Source organism: Vibrio sp. 10N.261.51.C6, assembly GCF_041471785.1.
In the GTDB taxonomy this organism is placed as follows: Bacteria; Pseudomonadota; Gammaproteobacteria; order Enterobacterales; family Vibrionaceae; genus Vibrio; species Vibrio crassostreae_C.
The window spans coordinates 42,974-64,991 of record NZ_JBFRPB010000048.1 but is presented as its reverse complement, the minus strand read 5'-3'; the positions used below and the strand labels follow the sequence as shown (position 1 = coordinate 64,991).

Here is a 22,018-nt window from a genome sequence, read left to right as displayed (position 1 = left end):
TCTTAAGTGAACGGCATTAATCCCAGTGGGGTCCTTTTTTATTGAATTCAATTCGTGTTCTTTACGACTTTCGTTACATGCCAATCTTGCAGAGGTAAGTAGCTCATCCGATTTTAACTTGTGTACGTTTTAAGTGAAGCGCATACAAGGTTAGATTGAATAACAAGAAATGGCGTTCAGTGCCTTGCTTGTCGCTTCTTCCAACTTCTTACTACTGAGTAGCGCCATAAACCGCGAATACCAAAGTAGCCAATCATTGCTGAAACCACGCCACAAATCAGACAACCCAATAAGAACGGAGGCCCTATAGTGCTCATTTGCGCCAAGATGAAGTCCCAAGACAATTCGAAATGGAAGGCTTGCGGTGGCACATGCATAACAAACGCCCCGACTTTATAAGCAAAGTAGAAGAGAACAGGCATGGTAACCGGGTTACTGATCCAAACAAGTGCGACAGCTAAAGGCAGGTTAACGCCACATGCGACAGCAAGGCCTGCAGACATAATCATTTGACTTGGTAGAGGGACAAACGCCATGAATAACCCAACAGCAAACGCGCCAGCCGCAGAGCGACGATTAAGGCACCATAAGTTGGGGTTGTACAAAACATTGCCAAAAACTTTCAATGCTTTCTGACGCTTGATTAGATCATGGTCAGGCATAAATCGTTTGATAAACTTTCTTGGCATAGGAGGAAGCTACTCTCTTGTTTAACACTTGGTTCTTGATTTCATTTGCTGCGACAGTTGTGTCTGCCAGCTTCTGGCCTGTGATGCCACATTGGGTTTGGGCACCATTGATGCTGTTGTTACTGCTAACACCAACAAAGTATAGCGTTTTCCGGAGTGCAAGAGGTCCAGTAACAGCATTGATACTAGTTGTCTGCCTAGGGAATGCGATTGAAATACAAACGAGTCGCTTATTCCAATCAGGGCAGAATACTACCATAAATGCGTCGGTTGTTAGCCTTTTTAGTGAAAATAGCCACGGTTTTGAAAACGTAATAGTAGTCAGATCAATTGGCGGCGAAAAATTAATCTTTCCTCAATTGATAAAATTGCGTTTGCTTACTCCTTTCAAGCTAACGCTTGGAGATGATGTCTATTTATCGGCCTCAATAAAGCCGATATGGGGCAAACTCAACGAAGCCGGCTTTGACCGAGAAAAGTACTTGTTTAGTGCTGGCGTGGTTGCCAATGCAACTTACAGAGCAGATACCAAGTACCGAATTCATTCTAGCACCAACTTACGCGCCCAATGGTTTGAAGCCAGCCTTGAAAGGTTAAGTCTGCTGGCAAATCAAGATCTCATTATCGCTTTGAGTTTTGGATATCGAGACCTTATTCCGCCTCAGCGGTGGGATATGCTTAAAAGCAGTGGCCTGATTCACTTGATGGCTATTTCGGGGCTGCATATTGGGATTGCCTTTGGTATCGGCTATCAGATTGGCAAGATATTAAGGTTACTTTCCCCTTCATTTCTTTGGTTACCTACAATATTCGGGCTCGGCTTGGCGTATTTCTATAGTTGGTTTGCTGGATTCACGCTGCCAACTTTGAGAGCTTTGGTGATGTGCGTTATCGCGAGTTATTTCTTGTGGCGTGGGCAAAATATCAGTTTGCTTCGATATGTTACTTTAAGTGTGTGCGTGGTTCTGCTGATTTGGCCGTTTTCAGCTTTGTCGAGCAGTTTTTGGTTGTCCTTTGGTGCATTGGGCGCTGTTTTCTATATCGCCTGTAATACTCAGCGCTCAGCTTCAAGCTTTACATTTATCGACTACGCACTCCAACTTATTAAGCTTCAACTGATGCTGACATTCCTTATCGCGCCTTCCTCGATGTTGTTTTTCAAAGGAGTCAGTTTAGTCTCTGTTTTCTACAACTTGTTCCTTTTGCCTTGGGTATCGATGGTGACGATCCCGCTGTTGTTTCTGGCAATGTTTCTAAGCTTAATATCGGAGTCAGTGTCTGGCGTGGTTGGTATAACAGCGCTAGACAATGATTTGGTCAGTCAGCTGTGGAAGTTAGTCGACTTATCGCTTGAGCCTCTCGTATTTAGTCTTCCTTTCTCTGAGCGATTTTGGATCCAAGTCGATAATCAGACGATTGCATTATCAGTATTCCTTATCTTGTTTTTGAGCTTTGTTAGTCGGTATTTCAAGCGAACATTATCGATATTGGTAACTGCAGTGTTTGTGCTGTGGTGGGAGTTCAGCAAACCCCAGCAAGACAAACTAACTATTGATATCTTGGATGTTGGGCATGGGTTGTCTTTGGTCTTGGAAAAGAACAATCAGATTGTTGTTTATGATCTTGGCAATGCGTGGCCAGGAGGCTCGGTTGTTGAGTCTTTGTTGATTCCTACTTTGAATCAGCGGGGGATTTATGAATTAGAAGGCGTGATTGTGAGTCATTTCGATTCTGACCATGCTGGTGGTTATCCGGCATTACTTGAGAACTATACGCCAAAGTGGATAAGAACCAGTCAGAACATTATTCAAGAACGCCAATCTATCACTCAAGCCCCGTCTAATATTCAAACATGTACTATTGGAGAGGTTTGGAACTGGCAAGATGTTGTTTTTGAGGTGTTGTGGCCGCCTAAGCAAGTAAAGAGGGCGTATAACCCACATTCGTGTGTGGTCAAGATCTCAGATCATAGTGCTGATTTCTCAATGTTGCTCACTGGTGATATTGAACTGGTAAGTGAGTGGTTACTTGCTCGTGAAGGAGAACAGCTAAGGAGTGATGTTATGTTGGTTCCGCATCATGGCAGCGATTCGTCATCGATTAAGTCGTTTATTGAGGCGGTGTCTCCTCAGCTGGCGATAGCTTCTCTTGCCAAAGGCAACCAGTGGGGAATGCCGAGTGAGTTTGTTATTGAACGTTATCAGGAAGCGGGGAGTACTTGGCTAGATACTGGAGAAAGCGGACAAATAACCATCACTCTTAGCAAAGAAGGTTGGCAATATCATGCGATTAGAGAACAACAAGGCGGGCAGTGGTATAGGCAGATGCTCCGTAAGGGAGTAGAATAGATAGATTATTGTGAGAAAATTAAGCGATTCTATGTCAACACAAACAGATGAAACTACCTGGGTCACATTTAAAAGACTTTGGACTTATATTCGATTATATAAGGCCGGCCTAGGTGTTGCGGTAATTGCGCTTATTATAAATGCCGTTTCTGATACCTATATGATTTCCTTACTAAAGCCGTTACTTGATGAAGGCTTTGGTAATGCTGAATCTGACTTTTTACGTACACTTCCACTTATTATCTTTGCCATGATGTTCGTTCGTGGCGTCAGTGGCTTTGTTTCAACCTATTGCTTGAGTTGGGTCTCTGGCAATGTGGTGATGGAAATTCGTCGTAAGATTTTCAGCCATTTCATGCACATGCCTGTTTCTTTCTTCGATAAAGAACAGACAGGCGCATTGCTATCTCGAATTACTTACGATTCAGAGCAAGTGTCTGCAGCAACCAGTAAAGCGTTAGTCAGTATTGTCCGTGAAGGTGCAAGTATTATAGGCTTGTTGACGCTGATGTTCTGGAATAGTTGGCAGTTATCTTTGGTGTTATTTGCTGTAGCGCCTTTGGTTGCGTGGGCGATCAGTATCGTATCGAAGCGATTCAGAAAGATCTCTAAGAACATGCAAACTAGCATGGGTCACGTTGCTTCTTCAGCTGAACAAATGCTGAAAGGTCATAAAGTGGTTCTAACTTACGGTGGTCAAGAGCTAGAAAGAGGCCGTTTTGATACCGTTAGCAACCAGATGCGCCAACAAAGCATGAAGCTGGTAACGGCTCAAGCTGCCGCTAACCCGATTATTCAAATGATCGCATCAGTTGCGATTGTTGTTGTTCTATTCCTTGCTAGTGTCGATTCTATTAAAGCCGAGCTTACTGCTGGTACGTTTACCGTTGTGTTCTCTGCAATGTTTGGTCTATTACGTCCGCTAAAGGCGTTAACTAACGTAACGTCTGAATTCCAACGTGGTATGGCTGCGAGTACGACTCTATTTGGCTTGATGGATCTAGATACCGAGCAAAACAAAGGGACGTTGAAACCTGAAACTGTAATGGGTGAAGTGGCTGTTAAAGATGTCACGTTTACTTATGACGGTGCAGAGAAACCAGCACTTGATAAGATCAGCTTCAATATACCGAAAGGTAAAACGGTTGCGCTTGTTGGGCGATCTGGCTCGGGTAAGAGTACCATTGCTAACCTATTCACTCGTTTTTATGACGTAGACTCTGGTTCAATTGAGCTTGATGGCCACGACATTCGTGATTACGAATTGAGAAATCTGCGTGAGCACTTTGCGCTCGTTTCTCAAAATGTACATCTGTTTAACGATACGGTGGCTAACAACATCGCTTACGCAGCAGAAGAACAGTATTCACGTGAACAGATCGAATACGCGGCTAAGCTTGCTCATGCAAGTGAGTTTATCGAAGGCATGGAAAATGGCATCGATACCGTTGTTGGTGAAAATGGCGCAAGCCTTTCTGGTGGTCAAAGACAACGTATTGCGATTGCACGTGCTTTATTAAGAGATGCGCCTGTGCTGATTCTTGATGAGGCGACGTCTGCACTGGATACTGAGTCAGAGAGAGCGATTCAATCTGCATTAGAAGAACTGCAGAAAGACAAAACAGTATTAGTTATCGCACACAGACTCTCTACCATCGAGCAAGCTGATGAGATTCTAGTGGTTGATGATGGTCATATTGTAGAAAGGGGCGCACATGCTGAGCTAATCGCGCATGATGGTGCTTATGCACAATTACACCGAATTCAGTTCAGCGGATAAATTAGGTCTTGTTGTGATCGAAAAGATTTGGTTTAACAATCACCCGTTGAAATATCTTCTCTGGCCGCTATTGTGGCCACTAAGTCTGCTGTTCAAAATGATCAGTAGTCGGCGTCGTGACGCTTATCTCTCAGGGAATAAAGAGACCTACCGCCCGCCTTTACCTGTTATTGTTGTGGGCAATATTACTGCTGGTGGAAATGGTAAAACACCGGTTGTGATTTGGTTAGTTGAGATGCTTCAGGCTCACGGCTTTAAACCCGGAGTCGTATCTCGTGGCTACGGTGCAAAAGCACCAAGCTATCCGTTGGTGTTGGATGAAAATACCCCAGCTGAGCATTCGGGTGATGAACCTCGCTTGATTCGTAAGCGAACTGGTGCGCCAGTCGCAGTCGACCCTGTGCGAGCTAACGCAGTGAAAGCATTGCTGAGCAAAGGTGTTGATGTGATTATCACTGACGATGGCCTTCAGCATTACGCGCTTGAACGCGACATTGAATTTGCAGTTATCGACGGCGCAAGACGCTTTGGTAGCGAATGCCTAATTCCTTTAGGCCCGTTAAGAGAGCCTGTATCTCGTTTAGATGAAGTCGACTTTTTGGTTAACAATGGCGGTAAAGCGCATGGGCGAGAGTTCTCGATGTCTTTGCTTCCAAGCCAAGCGGTTAACCTAAAGACTGGTCAGAAAAGGTCTGTGGCAGAATTACAGAAGCTGGTTGCTTTTGCCGGTATTGGCCACCCACCGCGCTTTTTTAAAACATTGGAAGATCTTGATGGTGATGTGGTATTCACACAGGGTTTCGCCGATCATCAAGATTTTGATAAAGATGAACTTCATGCCTTAGCTAAGAAAGGTATGAATCTGATTATGACAGAAAAAGACGCTGTAAAATGCGAAGAATATGCTCAAGATAACTGGTGGTATCTTCCAGTTTCTGCGCAGTTCGATGAAGATTCGCAACAGCAAATTTTAAAAAGAATAAAAGAGGTTATGGAATACTATGGATCACCGTCTACTTGAGATCGTTGCTTGCCCTGTATGTAAAGGTAAACTAACTTTTGACAAGGATAAGCAAGAGCTTGTTTGTAAAATTGATCGCCTTGCTTACCCAATTAAAGAGGGTATTCCTGTTCTTTTAGAACCTGAAGCTCGCACCGTTTCTATGGATGAGGGTAAGTAATGTCTTATACGGTTGTTATACCTGCAAGATACCAATCGAGCCGTTTACCAGGGAAGCCACTTGCTGACATTGGTGGAAAGCCGATGATTCAATGGGTATACGAACAGTCAATGAAAGCGGGTGCCGATAACGTTATTATCGCTACCGACGACGCTCGAGTTGAAAAAGCGGCTAAAGCATTTGGCGCGACCGTTTGTATGACATCACCGAATCACGAATCGGGCACTGAACGCCTAGCTGAAGTGATTGAAGTTATGAATATTCCTGATGATCATATTATCGTGAATGTTCAAGGTGATGAGCCACTTATCCCACCTTCGATCATTAATCAGGTTGCCAACAATCTTGCTAACAGTACAGCTCCGATGGCAACGTTAGGTGTGGAAATCACTCATGCTGATGAAGTGTTTAACCCTAATGCCGTTAAAGTTGTAACCGATAAAGACGGTTATGCCTTGTATTTTAGCCGAGCAACCATCCCTTGGGATCGCGATGCTTACGCGAACAACGGTACTGCAGCGGAATCTCCTTTGCTTCGTCATATTGGTATCTATGCTTACCGAGCGGGTTTTATCAATACCTACATTAACTGGGAACCAAGCACTCTTGAACGTATTGAGTGCCTAGAGCAATTACGAGTACTTTGGTACGGTGAAAAAATCCACGTAGACGTTGCGGCGGAAGCACCTGCGGCTGGTGTTGATACGCCTGAAGACCTAGAAGCGGTTCGAGCTATTATTGGTTAAGCTTCTTTGAGCGAATTCTTGTTTGCTCTACAAAATGAAAAATCATGAGCCTTGCCTATTGCGAGGCTTTTTTCTATCTATCGAAAAGTGCGCTATCGAAAAGCGCGTGCGTGTCTTATTAACCTAAGCAAACGGATATTGAGATAGTTGCATTGGTTTATGCATCATCAACACGGAATTATCTGAGATTTACCTCGCTCGAGTTCCAATTTTTCTCTATAATATGCCGCCTATAAAGTAGTGGCGAATCGCTAGTACAGAATAAAACTTACGACAAAACGTGGAGTAAAAGATGCCTTCTCAAAGCCCAGTGATTACGGTTGATGGACCAAGTGGTGCAGGTAAAGGTACCCTGTGTATGTTGCTAGCAGATAAGCTAGGCTTTCATCTTCTAGACTCAGGCGCGATCTATCGCGTATTGGCTTTAGCGGCAATTCACCATGGTGTGGATACTGAATCAGAGGATGCTTTAGTACCGCTTGCTACACACTTAGACGTGCAGTTTATTGCTGAAGGCGACTTAGTTAAGGTTATCCTAGAAGGTGAAGATGTGTCTGGTGAACTTCGTAAAGAAGAGACAGGCATGGCGGCTTCAAAAGTTGCTGCTTTACCTCGCGTTCGCGAAGCACTGCTTCGTCGTCAACGTGCATTCAGCGCTGCGCCTGGTTTGGTTGCAGATGGTCGTGACATGGGAACGGTTGTGTTTCCTGAAGCTGAAGCGAAAATATTTTTAGATGCAAGTGCTGAAGAGCGTGCGAGTCGCCGCCTTAAACAGTTGCAACAGAAGGGGTTAGATGTTAAATTTGACGACCTTTTGAGCGAGATCCAAGAGCGAGACGACCGAGATCGTAATCGCCCAGTGGCGCCACTTCGCCCTGCAGAGGATGCTCTAGTGCTTGATTCCACCTCAATGAATATTGAGCAGGTAGTAGAAAAAGCACTACACTATATTGAATCGAAACTGGCTGGGTAATTTCGCCGAGCTAGTACGAACGTTGGTCGCAAGGATGATGACCGGCGAATTTATCAACCCCATGCGGTAGGATACCCATGGACGTTTAATTATTGAAGATTAAATAATGACTGAATCTTTTGCTCAACTCTTTGAAGAGTTTCTATCTGAAACTGAATTCCAACAAGGCAGCATCGTTAAAGGTACTGTAGTAGCTATCGAGAACGGTTTCGTTCTTGTAGACGCTGGTCTTAAGTCTGAATCTGCTATCCCTGCTGAACAATTCAAGAACGCTGCTGGCGAACTTGAAGTTGAAGTTGGTGCTGAAGTAGACGTAGCTCTAGACGCTGTTGAAGATGGTTTCGGTGAAACTCAACTTTCTCGTGAGAAAGCTAAGCGTCACGAAGCTTGGATCGTACTTGAGAAAGCTTGCGAAGAAGCTGAAACTGTTGTTGGTATCATCAACGGTAAAGTTAAAGGCGGTTTCACTGTTGAACTTAACGGTATCCGTGCTTTCCTTCCTGGTTCTCTAGTAGACGTACGTCCTATCCGTGACACTGCTCACCTAGAAAACAAAGAGCTAGAGTTCAAAGTAATCAAGCTAGACCAGAAGCGTAACAACGTTGTTGTTTCTCGTCGTGCTGTTATCGAATCTGAAAACAGTGTTGAGCGTGACGAACTTCTTGAAACTCTACAAGAAGGTACTGAAGTTAAAGGTATCGTTAAGAACCTTACTGACTACGGTGCATTCGTTGACCTTGGCGGTGTTGACGGTCTTCTACATATCACAGATATGGCTTGGAAGCGCGTTAAGCACCCATCAGAGATCGTTAACGTTGGTGACGAAATCCTAGTTAAAGTTCTTAAGTTCGATCGTGAGCGCACTCGTGTTTCACTAGGTCTTAAGCAACTAGGCGAAGATCCATGGGTAGCAATCGCTAAGCGTTACCCAGAAGGTCACAAGCTTTCTGGTCGTGTTACAAACCTAACTGACTACGGCTGCTTCGTTGAAATCGAAGAAGGCGTTGAAGGTCTAGTACACGTTTCTGAAATGGATTGGACTAACAAGAACATCCACCCTTCTAAAGTTGTTAATGTTGGCGACGAAGTTGAGGTTATGGTTCTTGATATCGACGAAGAACGTCGTCGTATCTCTCTAGGTCTGAAACAGTGTAAAGCTAACCCATGGCAGTCATTTGCAGAAATGCAAGCTAAGGGCGACAAAGTTACTGGTAAGATCAAGTCTATCACTGACTTTGGTATCTTCATCGGTCTAGAAGGCGGTATCGACGGTCTTGTACACCTATCTGACATTTCTTGGAACGCTGCCGGCGAAGAAGCTGTACGTGAATACAAGAAAGGCGACGAAATCTCTGCTGTTGTTCTAGCAGTAGATGCAGAGCGTGAGCGTATTTCTCTTGGCGTTAAGCAAATGGAAAACGACCCGTTCAACGCATACGTTGCTGACAACAAGAAAGGTGTTCTTGTAAACGGTACTGTTACTGCAGTTGACGCGAAAGGCGCTACTATCGAGCTAATCGAAGGCGTTGAAGGTTACATCCGCGCTTCTGAAGTTTCTCGCGACCGTATCGAAGATGCATCTCTAATCCTAAGCGTTGGCGACAGCGTTGAAGCGAAGTTCACTGGTGTAGACCGTAAGAACCGCGTAATCAACCTATCTATCAAAGCTAAAGATGAAGCTGATGAGCAAGAAGCAATGGCTTCACTGAACAAGTCTGAAGAAGGCGCGTTCGGTAACGCAATGGCAGACGCATTCAAAGCTGCTAAAGGCGAATAATAGCTTCTCATTAAGAGAATTATAGCTATCTAGCCAAGAAAGGAGCCGTAAGGCTCCTTTTTTTTTGCTTATTTTTCCGATAGGTCTATAATTTCTAAAAAGAAAACCAACGAGGGTAACTATGACTAAGTCTGAATTGATTGAGAGACTGTGCGCTGAGCAAACGCATCTTTCTGCAAAAGAAATTGAAGACGCTGTAAAAGACATTTTAGAGCATATGGCTTCAACACTAGAAAGTGGTGATCGAATCGAAATTCGCGGTTTTGGCAGCTTTTCTCTGCATTATCGTGAGCCTCGTGTTGGACGTAACCCAAAGACTGGTGACAAGGTTGAGTTAGAAGGTAAATACGTTCCTCACTTCAAACCAGGTAAAGAGCTGCGTGAACGAGTAAACTCAGGAATGTAGCCTACTTATCGGAATTAAGAAAAGCGGCATACTATAATGTATGCCGCTTTTTTATGACCATAATATGGTGGTCTGATTAGTAATTTTCCTGCATAATCGTACAGCTAACCAACCAATGAGTGATGAACTATGAAAATTATAAAAATAGTCGCCGTTATCGCACTTTTCCTAATTGCACTGGCTTTAGGCTCTCAAAACCAAACAACTGTGAATTTCAACTATCTGCTAGCGCAAGGTGACTTCCACCTATCAAGTTTATTAGGTGTTGTATTCGTTTCAGGCTTCGCCCTTGCTTGGTTAGTCTTTGGTAATATGCACATGCGGTCTCAGCTAAAAATTCATCGCTTGAAGAAGCAACTCAATAAGCAATTAAAGCAGGTCCCTGCTGATACTAAAGCTTAAAGGCTATATTTGATGTTAGAGTTACTGTTCTTACTTTTGCCCATCGCAGCCGCTTATGGCTGGTATATGGGTAATCGTAACGCTCAGCAAGAAAAACAAAAGCAATCACACCAGATCTCCCGTCAATACGTGACGGGTTTGAACCTATTACTGTCAGATCAATCTGACAAAGCGGTTGATCACTTTATTGAACTGCTTCAAGTAGACAATGAAACCATCGATACTCACTTGGCTTTGGGCAACTTGTTCCGCTCAAGAGGCGAAGTCGACCGCGCTATTCGTATTCACCAAAATCTCATCTCTCGTTCGGGGCTTACCCTCGATCAGAAAAATCTCGCACTGCAACAATTAGCTAAAGACTACATGGTCTCTGGCTTCCTTGATCGCGCTGAAAAAATCTTTGAACAACTTGTAGAAGAACCTGATCATAAAGAGGGCGCTTTACAGCAGTTGGTGGCTATTTATCAGCAGACCCGTGAGTGGAACAAGGCTATCCATTACGGAAATATCTTAGTTAAGCTCGGCAAGAAAAAAATGAAGATGCGTGCCACAGTCGCGCATTTTTGGTGTGAGCTTGCAATGCAAGAACAAGCCGATGGTAATCGTTCTAAAGCGCTTCAGCATTTTAAGAAGGCGCTTTCTGAAGACCCTAAATGTGTTCGCGCAAGTATCGCACTAGGGAAGTTCCACTTAGCGAACGAAGATTACCAAAAGACAATTGATTGTCTTGAATCGGTACTTGAACAAGATATCGATTTTATCAGTGAGGTGTTGCCAACCCTTGCTGAGTGTTACCACAAGCTTGGACAAGAAGCTCAATTGGTCGAGTTCCTCAAAGCGTGTATTCAGAAGAAAGCCGGTGTATCTGCCGAACTGATGCTGGCGCAATTGGTTGCTCACCATGAAGATGTAGGCTCTGCTCAAGAGTTACTGACAAAGCAGCTTGTTAAAAATCCAACCATGAAAGGTTTTTATCGATTAATCGATTACCACCTAGCGGAAGCAGAAGAAGGCCGAGCAAAAGACAGCTTAACCACACTTCAATCTATGGTTGGTGAACAGCTTAAGGTTAAGCCTCATTACCGTTGTCGTCAGTGTGGTTTCTCGACACACTCTTTGTATTGGCACTGCCCTTCATGTAAAGGGTGGGGGACGATCAAGCCTATTCGTGGGCTTGATGGTGAATAGATTTGTGGTCACTTTAAGACCAAATTATTAATTGCAGCTTTCGGGCTGCATTTTTATGACTGTTATTTATCACCTGCTTAGGTGATTAGAAATTTTTAGAAAGTTAACTGCGTTAGGAGATGAAATGAACGACCAAAAAATCATTGTAGCCTTGGATTATGATAATCAAGCGGATGCGTTAGCCTTTGTCGATCGAATTGACCCAGCATCTTGCCGCCTAAAAGTGGGCAAAGAGATGTTTACCCTGTTTGGCCCTGAATTTGTTCGTGAATTACATAAGCGTGGTTTCTCAGTATTTTTAGACCTTAAATTCCACGACATCCCGAACACATGTTCAAAAGCAGTCCGTGCTGCCGCTGAACTGGGTGTTTGGATGGTGAACGTACACGCAAGTGGCGGTGAGCGTATGATGACGGCTTCTCGCGAAATCTTAGAACCTTATGGCAAAGATCGTCCACTGTTAATCGGTGTAACGGTACTCACCAGTATGGAGCAATCTGACTTAGCGGGTATCGGTCTGGATCTTGAACCACAACAACACGTGATGCGCTTGGCTTCTCTAACGAAAAACTCTGGCTTAGACGGTGTTGTATGTTCTGCACAAGAGGCTTCTTTGCTTAAAGGTGCACTTGGTCAAGAGTTCAAGCTAGTTACTCCAGGTATTCGTCCTGTCGGCGCAGATGTTGGTGACCAGAAGCGCATCATGACGCCTTCTAAAGCGATTGAATCAGGTTCAGACTACCTTGTTATTGGTCGTCCGATTACGCAAGCGATAGACCCTGCTGCTGTACTTGCAGAGATCAACGGTACGCTTGCTTAAGTCTATATTTGGATTGAGATATAAATAAAGAAGGCCAGCAAATTGCTGGCCTTAATTTTTTAGTCTGGATTAGTCTAAACTGGACTGAATGTTCTGTGTGGAGCCTAAACCGGAGCACCACTATGGAATTTGAAGTCGCTGTCTTCTGAAGTGATAAGATCAGCTTCTACTTGAGCAAAATGCGAAATACGCTCTGAAATATCTTTCCCTGCGATCTGTTCTGCTAGCTCAAGGTAATCTTGGTAGTGGCGAGCTTCTGAACGAAGTAGAGACACGTAAAACTTCTCCATGTCTTCTTCCAAGAAAGGAGCCAATTTAGCGAAGCGCTCACAAGAGCGAGCTTCAATAAACGCACCGATGATAAGCTTATCAACCAGAGCATCAGGCTCGTAAGTCTTAACTTGTTTGATCAAGCCCTTAGCGTAACGACCCGCCTCGATTGGCTGGTAAGTCACGCCTTTTTTCTCCATCAACTCCATGACTTGGTAGAAGTGATGCAGCTCTTCTTTGATCAGTAAAACCATCTTATCGATTAGGTCAGCACCGTAATTACAGCCTTCTTTCGCTGTGATTTGCTTGGATACGTTGCTTTTACCACGCAGAGACTCTAAGTCTCCGATACGACGGTAAGCAAATTGCTCGTATGGCAAAATCCATTCATTCAGTTGCTTCGCGCTTTCTTTATCGACGGCGTACTTGCGAATAAGGAATAAAGCACTCTGTGCCGCCTTAAGTTCACACAGCATGTGATCGCGTAGAATGATGTGAAGATTTTCTGGCTTTTTGGCTTCATCTATCCATGAATCTGGCGTTTCGGCTTTAAGAAAAGAGTGGATTGGAGCGAGTAATTCTTGATACATGGTCAGGGAAAGTTTGTTGATAATGCGGGGATTTTATCACAGCTCAAGAGATCTCCCTATACAGAGAAAGGAAATTCAACAGCTACAAAAAAGGCCGCCTATTTAATGTAAATAAGGCGGCCTTTAAGTGTTGAGTTAGACTGTTACCATTTCTTCTTCTGACCGAAGAGGGCATCCATATCGTCTTCTCGTTCTTTAGATTCCATCTGCTGCAAATCTTGAGCGTTTTTGTCTTGGCGTTTCTGGTCAAGCTCGTTAAGCATCTGTTGAAGCTTTTCTTTGGCTTGATTAGAGTACGAGTCGTTCTTAGTCGCCAAAGCATCAATACCTTTGCGTAATAGCTGAATCGCTGTTCCCGGTTGTCCGCGAGAAATCGAATCGTTTGCACGTTTGATAACATTTTCAATGTTAATACGGATTTGAATTGTTTCTAGGCGAGCATTTTCAACCACATAAGCTTGAGTCTCGAAACGGCCTTTATTGTGCTCGTTGCGCACCGTATCACGCAGGCGTTTAACTAACTTAAGCATCATGATCGCTTGCTTGTCACTACTTGGTACGCGGAAAGCGGTACTCTCGCCACCTTTGTAGTTCTCTTTTAGCTGAGTGATTTGTTGTTTTACGCTTTCAATGCGTTGGGCAAGCTGCTTATTTTTTGGATCGAGTTGATACATGTTTTCTAATGCATCAAGAATTCGATTGTTTAAGCATACAAGAAGATCTTGGCTAAACGGCATGTGATGAGCGTTGCCAATCAGTTCTTCTGTACCGTCAATAATGGTTAGATAACGAGAAGCTTCCTGTTTCTTCGCTGTTTCTACCTTAACTTTATATTGAAGCATGATGTTGTAGCCTAAAACTAACACCAAAAGAACGGCTACTAAGACGATTATTAAACCAATATTCATATATTTGAGTCTGCTTATTATTTTCTATAGCTAACTGGAGAGGATACACGATTCCATTGTGTATCGGCACTCGTAAATTGCAATTTCTGATTATCTCTTGTTGAGCGAAATCGGCAATCAAAACTTACCAACTAATGTATGAGAATGAGGGTTGGGTTGCAAAGCGTTAGTGATGTTTTTGTTTGTTAAGCTAGAAAAACTCAATTTTCCTGTCATTTTTGTGTTCGAAGCGTTATAACTATTAATTATATTACACGCGACTATAACGCTCTCTTTGCAAATAAGTTAGCACAGAAATGAGTAAAGGATTACGAGGTTAGATATGAAGTTACAGCAACTGAAGTACATTGTTGAGGTTGTAAACCATAACCTAAATGTTTCAGCTACAGCAGAGAGTTTGTACACATCTCAGCCTGGCATTAGTAAGCAAGTTAGATTACTTGAAGACGAACTAGGCATTCAGATTTTTGAGCGTAGCGGCAAGCATCTAACGCAGGTTACCCAAGCGGGTGAGGATATCATTCGTATCTCTCAAGAGATTTTGGCGCGCGTTGAAAGCATTAAAGCGGTAGCAGGTGAACACACACATCCAGAGATGGGTACATTGAATATTTCAACGACTCATACTCAAGCTCGTTATGCACTGCCTGATGTGATTAAAGGTTTCACGGCGCGCTATCCAAAAGTATCGCTTCACATGCACCAAGGTACGCCAAGCCAAATGTCAGAAGCCGTCGCTAAAGGTACAGCGAATTTTGCGATTGCAACGGAAGCGCTACACCTTTACCAAGATGCGATTATGCTGCCTTGTTACCACTGGAACCGTTCGATCGTCGTGACCAAAGATCATCCCCTGGCACAGAAGCGTAATATCACGATCGAAGATCTTGCGGCTTACTCTCTCGTGACTTATGTATTTGGTTTCACTGGCCGTTCTGAGCTTGATACCGCGTTTAACAAAGTAGGTTTAACACCGCGTGTTGTGTTTACTGCGACCGATGCAGACGTAATCAAAACCTACGTTCGTATGGGCATTGGTGTTGGTGTAATTGCAAGTATGGCTATTGACCACGAGCAAGATACTGATTTGGTTGCGATTGATGCGAGCCATCTATTTGGTGCGAGCACAACCAGCATTGGTTTTAGAAAAGGCACCTTCTTGCGTTCTTACATGTTTGATTTCATGGAGCGTTTTGCACCGCACTTAACTCGCCCTGTGGTTGAGCAAGCTATTTCTTTGAAATCGAACGAAGAGATCGAAGAGATGTTTAAAGATATCGAACTGCCAGTTCGTTAATCTCATCGTGTAAATTTTGATTCTTATTCGGCCTGTATTTGCAGGCCGTTTTTCTTTTGGGCTTTTAGTTTTCGTTTTCTTTATCGGGCCTTTCCATTTCGACCTCTTACCCCTACAATCCACGCATCATAGGGGGAAGCATGCATTCACGATTTAAAATACTCGATTCATTTTTGCTAGAGCACCAGATTTACTGGCGTTCAGAGCCTTTTCACCTATGCCAAACTCAACAGCAGCCGTGGAAAGAGGTCAATCGTCCACTCGTTGATTGGTTAGAAAGCTTAGATAATGAAAGCATTCAAACCTTAAAAGAGCAGCCTCAGCTTTTGATTGAGGAACTGACTCGTTTCCTACCTGAATTAGAAACTGCTACCCAAAACATCCAGTTCGATAACACTGCTTTGGTTGGTTTAGACCTCCCACGTGGTACTGCTGATGGTATTCCTGGCCGAAAGCTACATCAAATTGTCACAATGGGCGAGGCTGCATTATGCCATCACCATGGCAAAGAGTGGCTCGAGTGGTGTTCTGGTAAAGGCTTTCTTGGTCGAATCCTATCTCAGCAATCGGATCAAAAAGTCACTAGCTTTGAATGGCAGCAATCGTTATGCGAAAGCGGACAAAAGATTGCGGATGACCAGAAGTTAGCGATGGATTTTGTTCAAGGAGATGCGTTTTCAGACAAGGCCGATGACGTGTTTAATTCGTACCAACATGCCGTGGCCCTTCATGCTTGTGGTGATCTTCATGTTGAGCTAGTTAAAAAGTCAGTGTCACATGGGCTACCAGCGGTCACTATTTCTCCTTGTTGTTATCATCTTATTCGAGACGAAAACTATCAAGCGATGTCTTCTATCGCGAAAAGCTCAGCATTAACGTTAAGTAAGAGCGACTTGAGAATCCCGCTTCAAGAAACCGTTACTGGTGGTGAAAGAGTAAAAAGACATCGTCAACTAGAGATGAGCTATCGTCTAGGCTTCAGCCAGTTGCTTAAGGCTGAACTTAACATTGACGAATACATTCCTGTACCGAGCATCAAAAAATCAGAGTTAGCTGAGGGTTTTGAATCTTTCTGCCGTTGGGCATCTGAAGTGAAAGAGCTATCGCTGGGCTCAGATATTGATTTTGACTCTTATTTGATTCAAGGCGAAGCGCTTTTCTGGGAGATGGAAAAGCTGAGTTTGGTTCAACAAGTCTTTAGACGACCATTAGAGATATGGCTGGCTTTAGATCGCGCTATCTATCTGCAAGAGCAAGGTTATGAAGCTACGATTGAAGAGTTCTGTGAACGCAGTATTACGCCAAGAAATCTATTGATTCATGGGGTTAAAATCGAGCGCTAGTGGTAAACCGTACTGTTACGTGTTTTTACGAACTAAATCCATTAATGCAAAAAAGCCAGCGCGACATAATGTCGTACTGGCTTTTTGTTTAATGTGTATGAGTTAACTGAACGCTTCAACGAGAAGATTATTTCGTTCAGTTAGTCATTACATCATTAGTTAAACATTGCGATTGCTTCTGCTGGGTCTACGTATTCAAGGTCAAAGCTTTCTGCAACTTCTTTACAAGTTACTTTACCGTGAATAACGTTTAGACCTTCTAGGAAGCCTTCATCAGATAGAAGTGCTTCGCGGTAGCCTTTGTTCGCTAGCTTAACAATGTAAGGAAGTGTTGCATTGTTTAGTGCGTAAGTTGAAGTACGAGCAACAGCGCCAGGCATGTTTGCAACACAGTAGTGAACTACGTCATCAACAATGTAAGTTGGGTCTGCGTGAGTGGTTGCGTGAGAAGTCTCGAAACAACCGCCTTGGTCGATTGCAACATCAACAACTGCTGAACCTGGCTTCATCTTAGCGATGTGCTCTTTTGTAACCAATTTTGGAGCTGCTGCGCCAGGAATTAGTACTGCACCAATTACTAGGTCTGCTTCTAGAACATGCTTCTCAATGGCGTCTTCAGTAGAATAAACCACTTTTGCGCGACCTTGGAATTCTTCATCAAGTCGACGCAGTGTATCTACGTTACGGTCAAGAATTGTAACATCAGCGCGAAGGCCTACAGCCATACGTGCTGCGTTAGCACCTACAACACCGCCACCAACAACAACAACTTTTGCTGGTTCAACACCTGGAACGCCACCAAGAAGAAGACCACAACCACCGTTAGATTTCTCTAATGTTTGTGCACCTGCTTGAATAGACATACGACCAGCTACTTCAGACATTGGTGCTAATAGTGGCAAGCGACCCATATTATCTGTTACAGTCTCATAGGCTACGCAGACAGCTTTGCTCTTGATAAGCTCTTCAGTTTGTGGAAAATCTGGTGCAAGGTGTAAATAGGTAAATAATATTTGCCCTTCGCGAAGCATAGCTCGCTCGACAGCTTGAGGTTCTTTAACCTTTACAATCATCTCTGCTTTCGCGAAAACGTCAGCAGCAGTAGGAAGAATGGATGCGCCTACAGCGATGTAATCATCGTCTGAAAAACCGATACCAGTACCGGCATTGGTTTCTACAAAAACTTGGTGGCCGTGTGAGATTAGTTCTCTCACGCTAGCTGGGATCATACCAACGCGGTATTCGTGGTTCTTGATTTCCTTAGGTACGCCAATGATCATCCTGACTCCTCATTTTATTTTGGTTGTTTTATCTATGTGTAGGGTAATTCTGTCGAATTAATATCTAGTATAGATAGGTTTAGATAAAATTTGATACTGAATATTAAAAAGTTGTAGTATATTTTTTTGCAAGGAAGTAATAAGGTGGAATAAAAAATGGCAGACAATTATAAGAAGCCGTCCAAGGAACTAGATCGTATTGACCGCAACATTCTTAATGAGTTGCAAAAAGACGGTCGTATCTCAAACGTTGAACTCTCAAAACGAGTAGGACTTTCTCCAACTCCATGTCTTGAACGTGTTCGTCGTTTAGAACGTCAAGGTTACATTACTGGGTACACAGCGTTGCTGAACCCACAGTACCTTGATGCTTCACTTTTAGTGTTTGTTGAAATTACGTTGAACCGTGGTGCGCCAGATGTGTTCGAACAATTCAACACCGCTGTGCAGAAACTGGATGACATCCAAGAGTGTCATTTAGTGTCGGGTGATTTTGACTATCTTCTAAAAACACGTGTATCTGATATGGGTGCTTACCGTAAGCTACTGGGTGATACGTTACTTCGTCTACCGGGCGTAAACGACACTCGAACTTACGTAGTAATGGAAGAAGTGAAACAAACCAATCAACTTGTGATTAAAACTCGTTAGTCACAATTGGTGAAATGAAAGAAAGCGGACATTTGTTCCGCTTTCTTGCTTTCTGGAATTGGGTTTTTCTGTTTGATATGGTTAAATCAACAGTAGTTTCATTGAAACGAGCGGCTTTGGCCGCTCGAGATGTTTTTATCCCGTTTAATTATTAAGTTGGTTTATGTTCAAGCAGAGCAGTAATAAAGTAGAAACAATCATTAAAACGAGTGAAGAGCCTCAGTCTCCTCGTTTGAGTGGTTCTCAACGTCTCAAAGAGTGCAGTCTGATTCTCGGTGTTCTCTTCTCTATTCTACTTGCCGTTGCGTTATTAACTTTTAGTCCTGCAGACCCATCATGGTCGCAAACGGCGTGGGGTGGTGACATTCAAAATGCGGGTGGCTACCTAGGTGCTTGGTTGGCGGATACGCTTTTCTTCGTATTTGGCTCTTTGGCTTACCCTCTGCCTATCTTAGTGACGGTTGCTGCGTGGGTTTTATTCCGCAAACGTAATGAAGACGAGCAGATCGACTTCATGCTGTGGGGCACTCGCTTACTTGGCCTGACTATCCTAATTCTTACGAGTTGTGGTTTAGCGGATATCAACTTTGACGACATCTGGTATTTTTCATCCGGTGGCGTGGTAGGTGACGTTTTAACAAGCCTTGCACTTCCAACGTTGAATGTTCTTGGTAGTACGCTGGTTCTTCTTTTCTTATGGGGTGCTGGTTTCACTCTATTAACCGGTATCTCTTGGCTAAGCATTGTGGAATGGTTGGGTGAATGTGCCATCAAATTTTTCACGTCTACTGTTAATAAGGCTCGTGGCCAAGACCAAGAGCTGCTTGAGCCTCAATTAAGAGAATCAGCAGACCGCGATTTAATCGAAGAACGTCATCAGCAGCATCAAGCGCCAACTTACCGCGATGTTCCTGCTATAGAAGGCAACAAAGAATCAACAGAGCATGATCCGCTAGATCCTGCGATGAGTTTTTCTGCGACCAATGAGTCGGCAGACGTGGCGACAAATGCGCGAGACAATGCTGCATCGCCGAAGCGTCATTACAATATTCATATGCCTGTCGATGCTCCTGCGAAACAAGAAGCTCCTGTTCATGAAGAACCTCAGGTTCAGCCTCAAGCGGTAATTGAGTCAGAGCAAACGATCCCTGCAGCAGCTGCTTACCAAGCGCCAGAAGAACCGCTAGAAGAAGGTATTGAGCGCTCTAAACAGTTGAATGCAACGATAGAGCAGCTAGAAAATGCGGCCATGTATGAAGATGACCTAGCAGAACAAGATCAGGTTGACGCGCATGATTCTCAGGTTGCTTACCAACAATACATGCAGAACGAACAACCAGAAGTTGGCCCTGCTCATGCTGACCTTAGAAGTGCTGAACCAGAATTAGATAGCTCACCACAAGTAAATGGCGAATTTGGTTCTGAAGATGTTCAACCTGAATCTTTATACGCTTCACCTATGGGCGAGCCAGAAGCAACCGTGGAAGACGATTTCTCTGCACAACCTTCACCGTTTGATGTTACGGAAGAGCAAAGCTACCAACAGGGCTCAGAGCTTGAATCAGAACAGGCTGAAGCTGAATTAGCTGACGCAGCATTAATCGAAGAACAGTTTGAACCTTTCCCTTATCAAGAAGAACATTCAGAACCTGAACAGCCAACAGCACAAAACCTAGAGCCAACTGTTGATCTTCCTTGGGAAGAAGTAACGGAAGAAGAACCTGCGCATCAAGATCAAGATGTCGCCGCATTCCAAAGCATTGTCTCTGAAGCACAAGCGAATATGGCAGCGGCGCAGAACCCGTTCTTGGTTCAACAAGATGTTAATTTACCTAAGCCTGCTGAGCCATTACCCACGCTTGAATTGTTATTCCACCCTGAAAAGCGTGAAACCTTTATTGACCGTGATGCGCTAGAGGCAATTGCTCGTCTTGTTGAATCTAAGCTAGCGGACTACAAGATCAAAGCAGACGTTGTCGACATTTTCCCAGGTCCAGTAATCACTCGGTTCGAACTTGATCTGGCTCCAGGTGTGAAAGTAAGCCGTATTTCTGGCCTTTCTATGGACTTAGCGCGTTCGCTCTCTGCATTGGCAGTACGTGTCGTAGAAGTGATTCCGGGTAAACCTTATGTTGGCTTAGAACTGCCGAATATGAGTCGCCAAACGGTATTCTTCTCAGACGTGGTTGCTAGCCCTCAGTTCCAAGAAGCGAAATCGCCAACGACAGTGGTTCTAGGACAAGACATCGCTGGTGAAGCCGTTATTGCTGATCTATCGAAAATGCCTCACGTTCTGGTTGCAGGTACAACCGGTTCTGGTAAGTCGGTAGGTGTGAACGTAATGATTCTGAGTATGCTTTACAAAGCATCACCGGAAGATGTTCGCTTCATCATGATCGACCCGAAAATGCTTGAGCTATCGGTTTATGAGGGTATTCCTCATCTATTGTCTGAAGTGGTAACCGACATGAAAGATGCGTCGAACGCCCTTCGTTGGTGTGTTGGCGAGATGGAACGACGTTATAAGCTGATGTCAGCATTAGGCGTTCGTAACATTAAAGGGTACAACGATAAGCTTAAGATGGCAGCGGAAGCGGGTCACCCAATTCACGATCCACTGTGGAAGCCGGGCGACAGCATGGACCCAGAAGCGCCATTGCTTGAGAAGCTGCCTTACATTGTGGTTATCGTTGATGAATTTGCCGACCTAATCATGGTGGTTGGTAAGAAGGTTGAAGAACTGATTGCACGTTTGGCACAAAAAGCACGTGCGGCGGGTGTTCACTTGATCCTAGCGACGCAACGTCCATCAGTGGATGTTATTACTGGTCTTATTAAAGCGAACATTCCAACCCGTGTGGCCTTTACGGTATCAACTAAAACGGATTCACGAACTATCCTTGACCAAGGTGGTGCGGAATCACTATTGGGCATGGGTGATATGCTTTACTTGCCTCCTGGTTCTAGCCATACAACTCGTGTTCACGGTGCCTTTGCATCTGATGACGATGTACACGCAGTCGTGAATAACTGGAAAGCGCGTGGTAAGCCAAACTATATTGATGAAATCACCAACGGCGAACAAACTCCAGAAACCTTGCTTCCGGGTGAGAAGATGGAAGGTGATGAAGAGGTCGATCCTCTGTTTGATCAGGTGGTAGAACACGTTGTTCATTCACGTCGTGGCTCAGTTTCAGGTGTACAGCGTCGATTCAAGATTGGCTACAACCGTGCTGCACGTATTGTCGAGCAACTTGAAGCTCAAGGTATCGTAAGTGCTCCAGGTCATAACGGTAACCGAGAAGTCTTAGCACCAGCGCCACCAAAAGATTAGTTCCGGTAGGAACTCATAACTATTCAGTCGGTCAA

The 22,018-nt window shown here is 44.1% G+C and carries 19 protein-coding genes; 15 read left to right on the top strand and 4 right to left on the bottom strand.

Features of this window, described 5'->3' with window-relative positions:
- Positions 1-176 precede the first annotated feature (176 nt).
- Entirely contained in the window at positions 177-689 is a 513-nt protein-coding gene (locus tag AB4375_RS12980) for a DUF2062 domain-containing protein (protein ID WP_017060232.1), read from the bottom strand.
- A 17-nt stretch (positions 690-706) separates the two neighbouring features.
- Here AB4375_RS12980 and AB4375_RS12975 point away from each other — a divergent pair, with 17 nt between their 5' ends.
- The 11 genes from AB4375_RS12975 to pyrF all read left to right on the top strand — a co-directional run bounded on the left by AB4375_RS12975 (position 707) and on the right by pyrF (position 12,310).
- Positions 707-3,037: a DNA internalization-related competence protein ComEC/Rec2 gene (locus AB4375_RS12975; protein ID WP_372051738.1), complete on the top strand. Its 2,331-nt coding sequence runs from the start codon at positions 707-709 to the stop codon at positions 3,035-3,037.
- Between the two features lie 31 nt (positions 3,038-3,068).
- On the top strand, positions 3,069-4,817 hold the full coding sequence (msbA, locus tag AB4375_RS12970) for a lipid A ABC transporter ATP-binding protein/permease MsbA (protein ID WP_372051737.1): 1,749 nt from the start codon (positions 3,069-3,071) through the stop codon (positions 4,815-4,817).
- A gap of 13 nt (positions 4,818-4,830) precedes the next feature.
- Positions 4,831-5,838, top strand: a complete 1,008-nt coding sequence (gene lpxK, locus AB4375_RS12965) for a tetraacyldisaccharide 4'-kinase (protein ID WP_029236442.1) — start codon at positions 4,831-4,833, stop codon at positions 5,836-5,838.
- Positions 5,819-5,998 carry a Trm112 family protein gene (locus AB4375_RS12960; RefSeq protein ID WP_004736429.1) on the top strand — a complete coding sequence of 60 codons (180 nt, stop codon included), beginning with the start codon at positions 5,819-5,821 and terminating at the stop codon, positions 5,996-5,998. Before lpxK ends, AB4375_RS12960 begins: the two co-directional genes overlap by 20 nt.
- On the top strand, positions 5,998-6,744 hold the full coding sequence (gene kdsB, locus AB4375_RS12955; protein WP_017060236.1) for a 3-deoxy-manno-octulosonate cytidylyltransferase: 747 nt from the start codon (positions 5,998-6,000) through the stop codon (positions 6,742-6,744). The genes AB4375_RS12960 and kdsB overlap by 1 nt, the downstream gene beginning before the upstream one ends.
- A 292-nt stretch (positions 6,745-7,036) precedes the next feature.
- Complete coding sequence (gene cmk, locus AB4375_RS12950; protein WP_017060237.1) at positions 7,037-7,717, top strand: (d)CMP kinase; 681 nt, start codon at positions 7,037-7,039, stop codon at positions 7,715-7,717.
- A gap of 106 nt (positions 7,718-7,823) precedes the next feature.
- Positions 7,824-9,494 carry a 30S ribosomal protein S1 gene (gene rpsA, locus AB4375_RS12945; RefSeq protein ID WP_010439921.1) on the top strand — a complete coding sequence of 557 codons (1,671 nt, stop codon included), beginning with the start codon at positions 7,824-7,826 and terminating at the stop codon, positions 9,492-9,494.
- A gap of 121 nt (positions 9,495-9,615) precedes the next feature.
- Positions 9,616-9,900 (top strand): integration host factor subunit beta, encoded by a 285-nt coding sequence (gene ihfB / locus AB4375_RS12940; protein ID WP_017060238.1) that lies wholly within the window; start codon positions 9,616-9,618, stop codon positions 9,898-9,900.
- 129 nt (positions 9,901-10,029) lie between these two features.
- A complete protein-coding gene (locus AB4375_RS12935) occupies positions 10,030-10,302 on the top strand; it encodes a LapA family protein (protein ID WP_372051736.1) in 273 nt (90 codons plus the stop codon).
- A 12-nt stretch (positions 10,303-10,314) separates the two neighbouring features.
- Entirely contained in the window at positions 10,315-11,490 is a 1,176-nt protein-coding gene (gene lapB, locus AB4375_RS12930) for a lipopolysaccharide assembly protein LapB (protein WP_017060240.1), read from the top strand.
- A gap of 124 nt (positions 11,491-11,614) precedes the next feature.
- Positions 11,615-12,310, top strand: coding sequence for an orotidine-5'-phosphate decarboxylase (gene pyrF / locus AB4375_RS12925; protein WP_017060241.1), 696 nt, complete (start codon positions 11,615-11,617; stop codon positions 12,308-12,310).
- Positions 12,311-12,414: 104 nt separating this feature from the next.
- On the opposite strand, the gene miaE is transcribed toward pyrF, so the two are convergent.
- Both miaE and AB4375_RS12915 read right to left on the bottom strand, forming a co-directional pair.
- On the bottom strand, positions 12,415-13,170 hold the full coding sequence (miaE, locus tag AB4375_RS12920) for a tRNA isopentenyl-2-thiomethyl-A-37 hydroxylase MiaE (RefSeq protein ID WP_017060242.1): 756 nt from the start codon (positions 13,168-13,170) through the stop codon (positions 12,415-12,417).
- 143 nt (positions 13,171-13,313) lie between these two features.
- Positions 13,314-14,078, bottom strand: coding sequence for a hypothetical protein (locus tag AB4375_RS12915; protein ID WP_017060243.1), 765 nt, complete (start codon positions 14,076-14,078; stop codon positions 13,314-13,316).
- Positions 14,079-14,400: 322 nt separating this feature from the next.
- Between AB4375_RS12915 and cysB the strand changes: the two genes are divergently transcribed.
- On the top strand, positions 14,401-15,375 hold the full coding sequence (gene cysB, locus AB4375_RS12910) for an HTH-type transcriptional regulator CysB (RefSeq protein ID WP_017060244.1): 975 nt from the start codon (positions 14,401-14,403) through the stop codon (positions 15,373-15,375).
- A 140-nt stretch (positions 15,376-15,515) separates the two neighbouring features.
- Positions 15,516-16,718 (top strand): methyltransferase, encoded by a 1,203-nt coding sequence (locus tag AB4375_RS12905; RefSeq protein ID WP_372051735.1) that lies wholly within the window; start codon positions 15,516-15,518, stop codon positions 16,716-16,718.
- A gap of 155 nt (positions 16,719-16,873) precedes the next feature.
- Here the strand turns inward: AB4375_RS12905 and ald are convergent, their stop codons facing one another.
- On the bottom strand, positions 16,874-17,998 hold the full coding sequence (ald, locus tag AB4375_RS12900) for an alanine dehydrogenase (protein WP_372051734.1): 1,125 nt from the start codon (positions 17,996-17,998) through the stop codon (positions 16,874-16,876).
- Positions 17,999-18,154: 156 nt separating this feature from the next.
- On the opposite strand from ald, the gene lrp reads away from it, so the two are divergent.
- Positions 18,155-18,649 carry a leucine-responsive transcriptional regulator Lrp gene (gene lrp, locus AB4375_RS12895; protein ID WP_004734558.1) on the top strand — a complete coding sequence of 165 codons (495 nt, stop codon included), beginning with the start codon at positions 18,155-18,157 and terminating at the stop codon, positions 18,647-18,649.
- Between the two features lie 163 nt (positions 18,650-18,812).
- Positions 18,813-21,983 (top strand): DNA translocase FtsK 4TM domain-containing protein, encoded by a 3,171-nt coding sequence (locus AB4375_RS12890; protein ID WP_372051733.1) that lies wholly within the window; start codon positions 18,813-18,815, stop codon positions 21,981-21,983.
- The last annotated feature ends 35 nt before the right edge of the window (positions 21,984-22,018 follow it).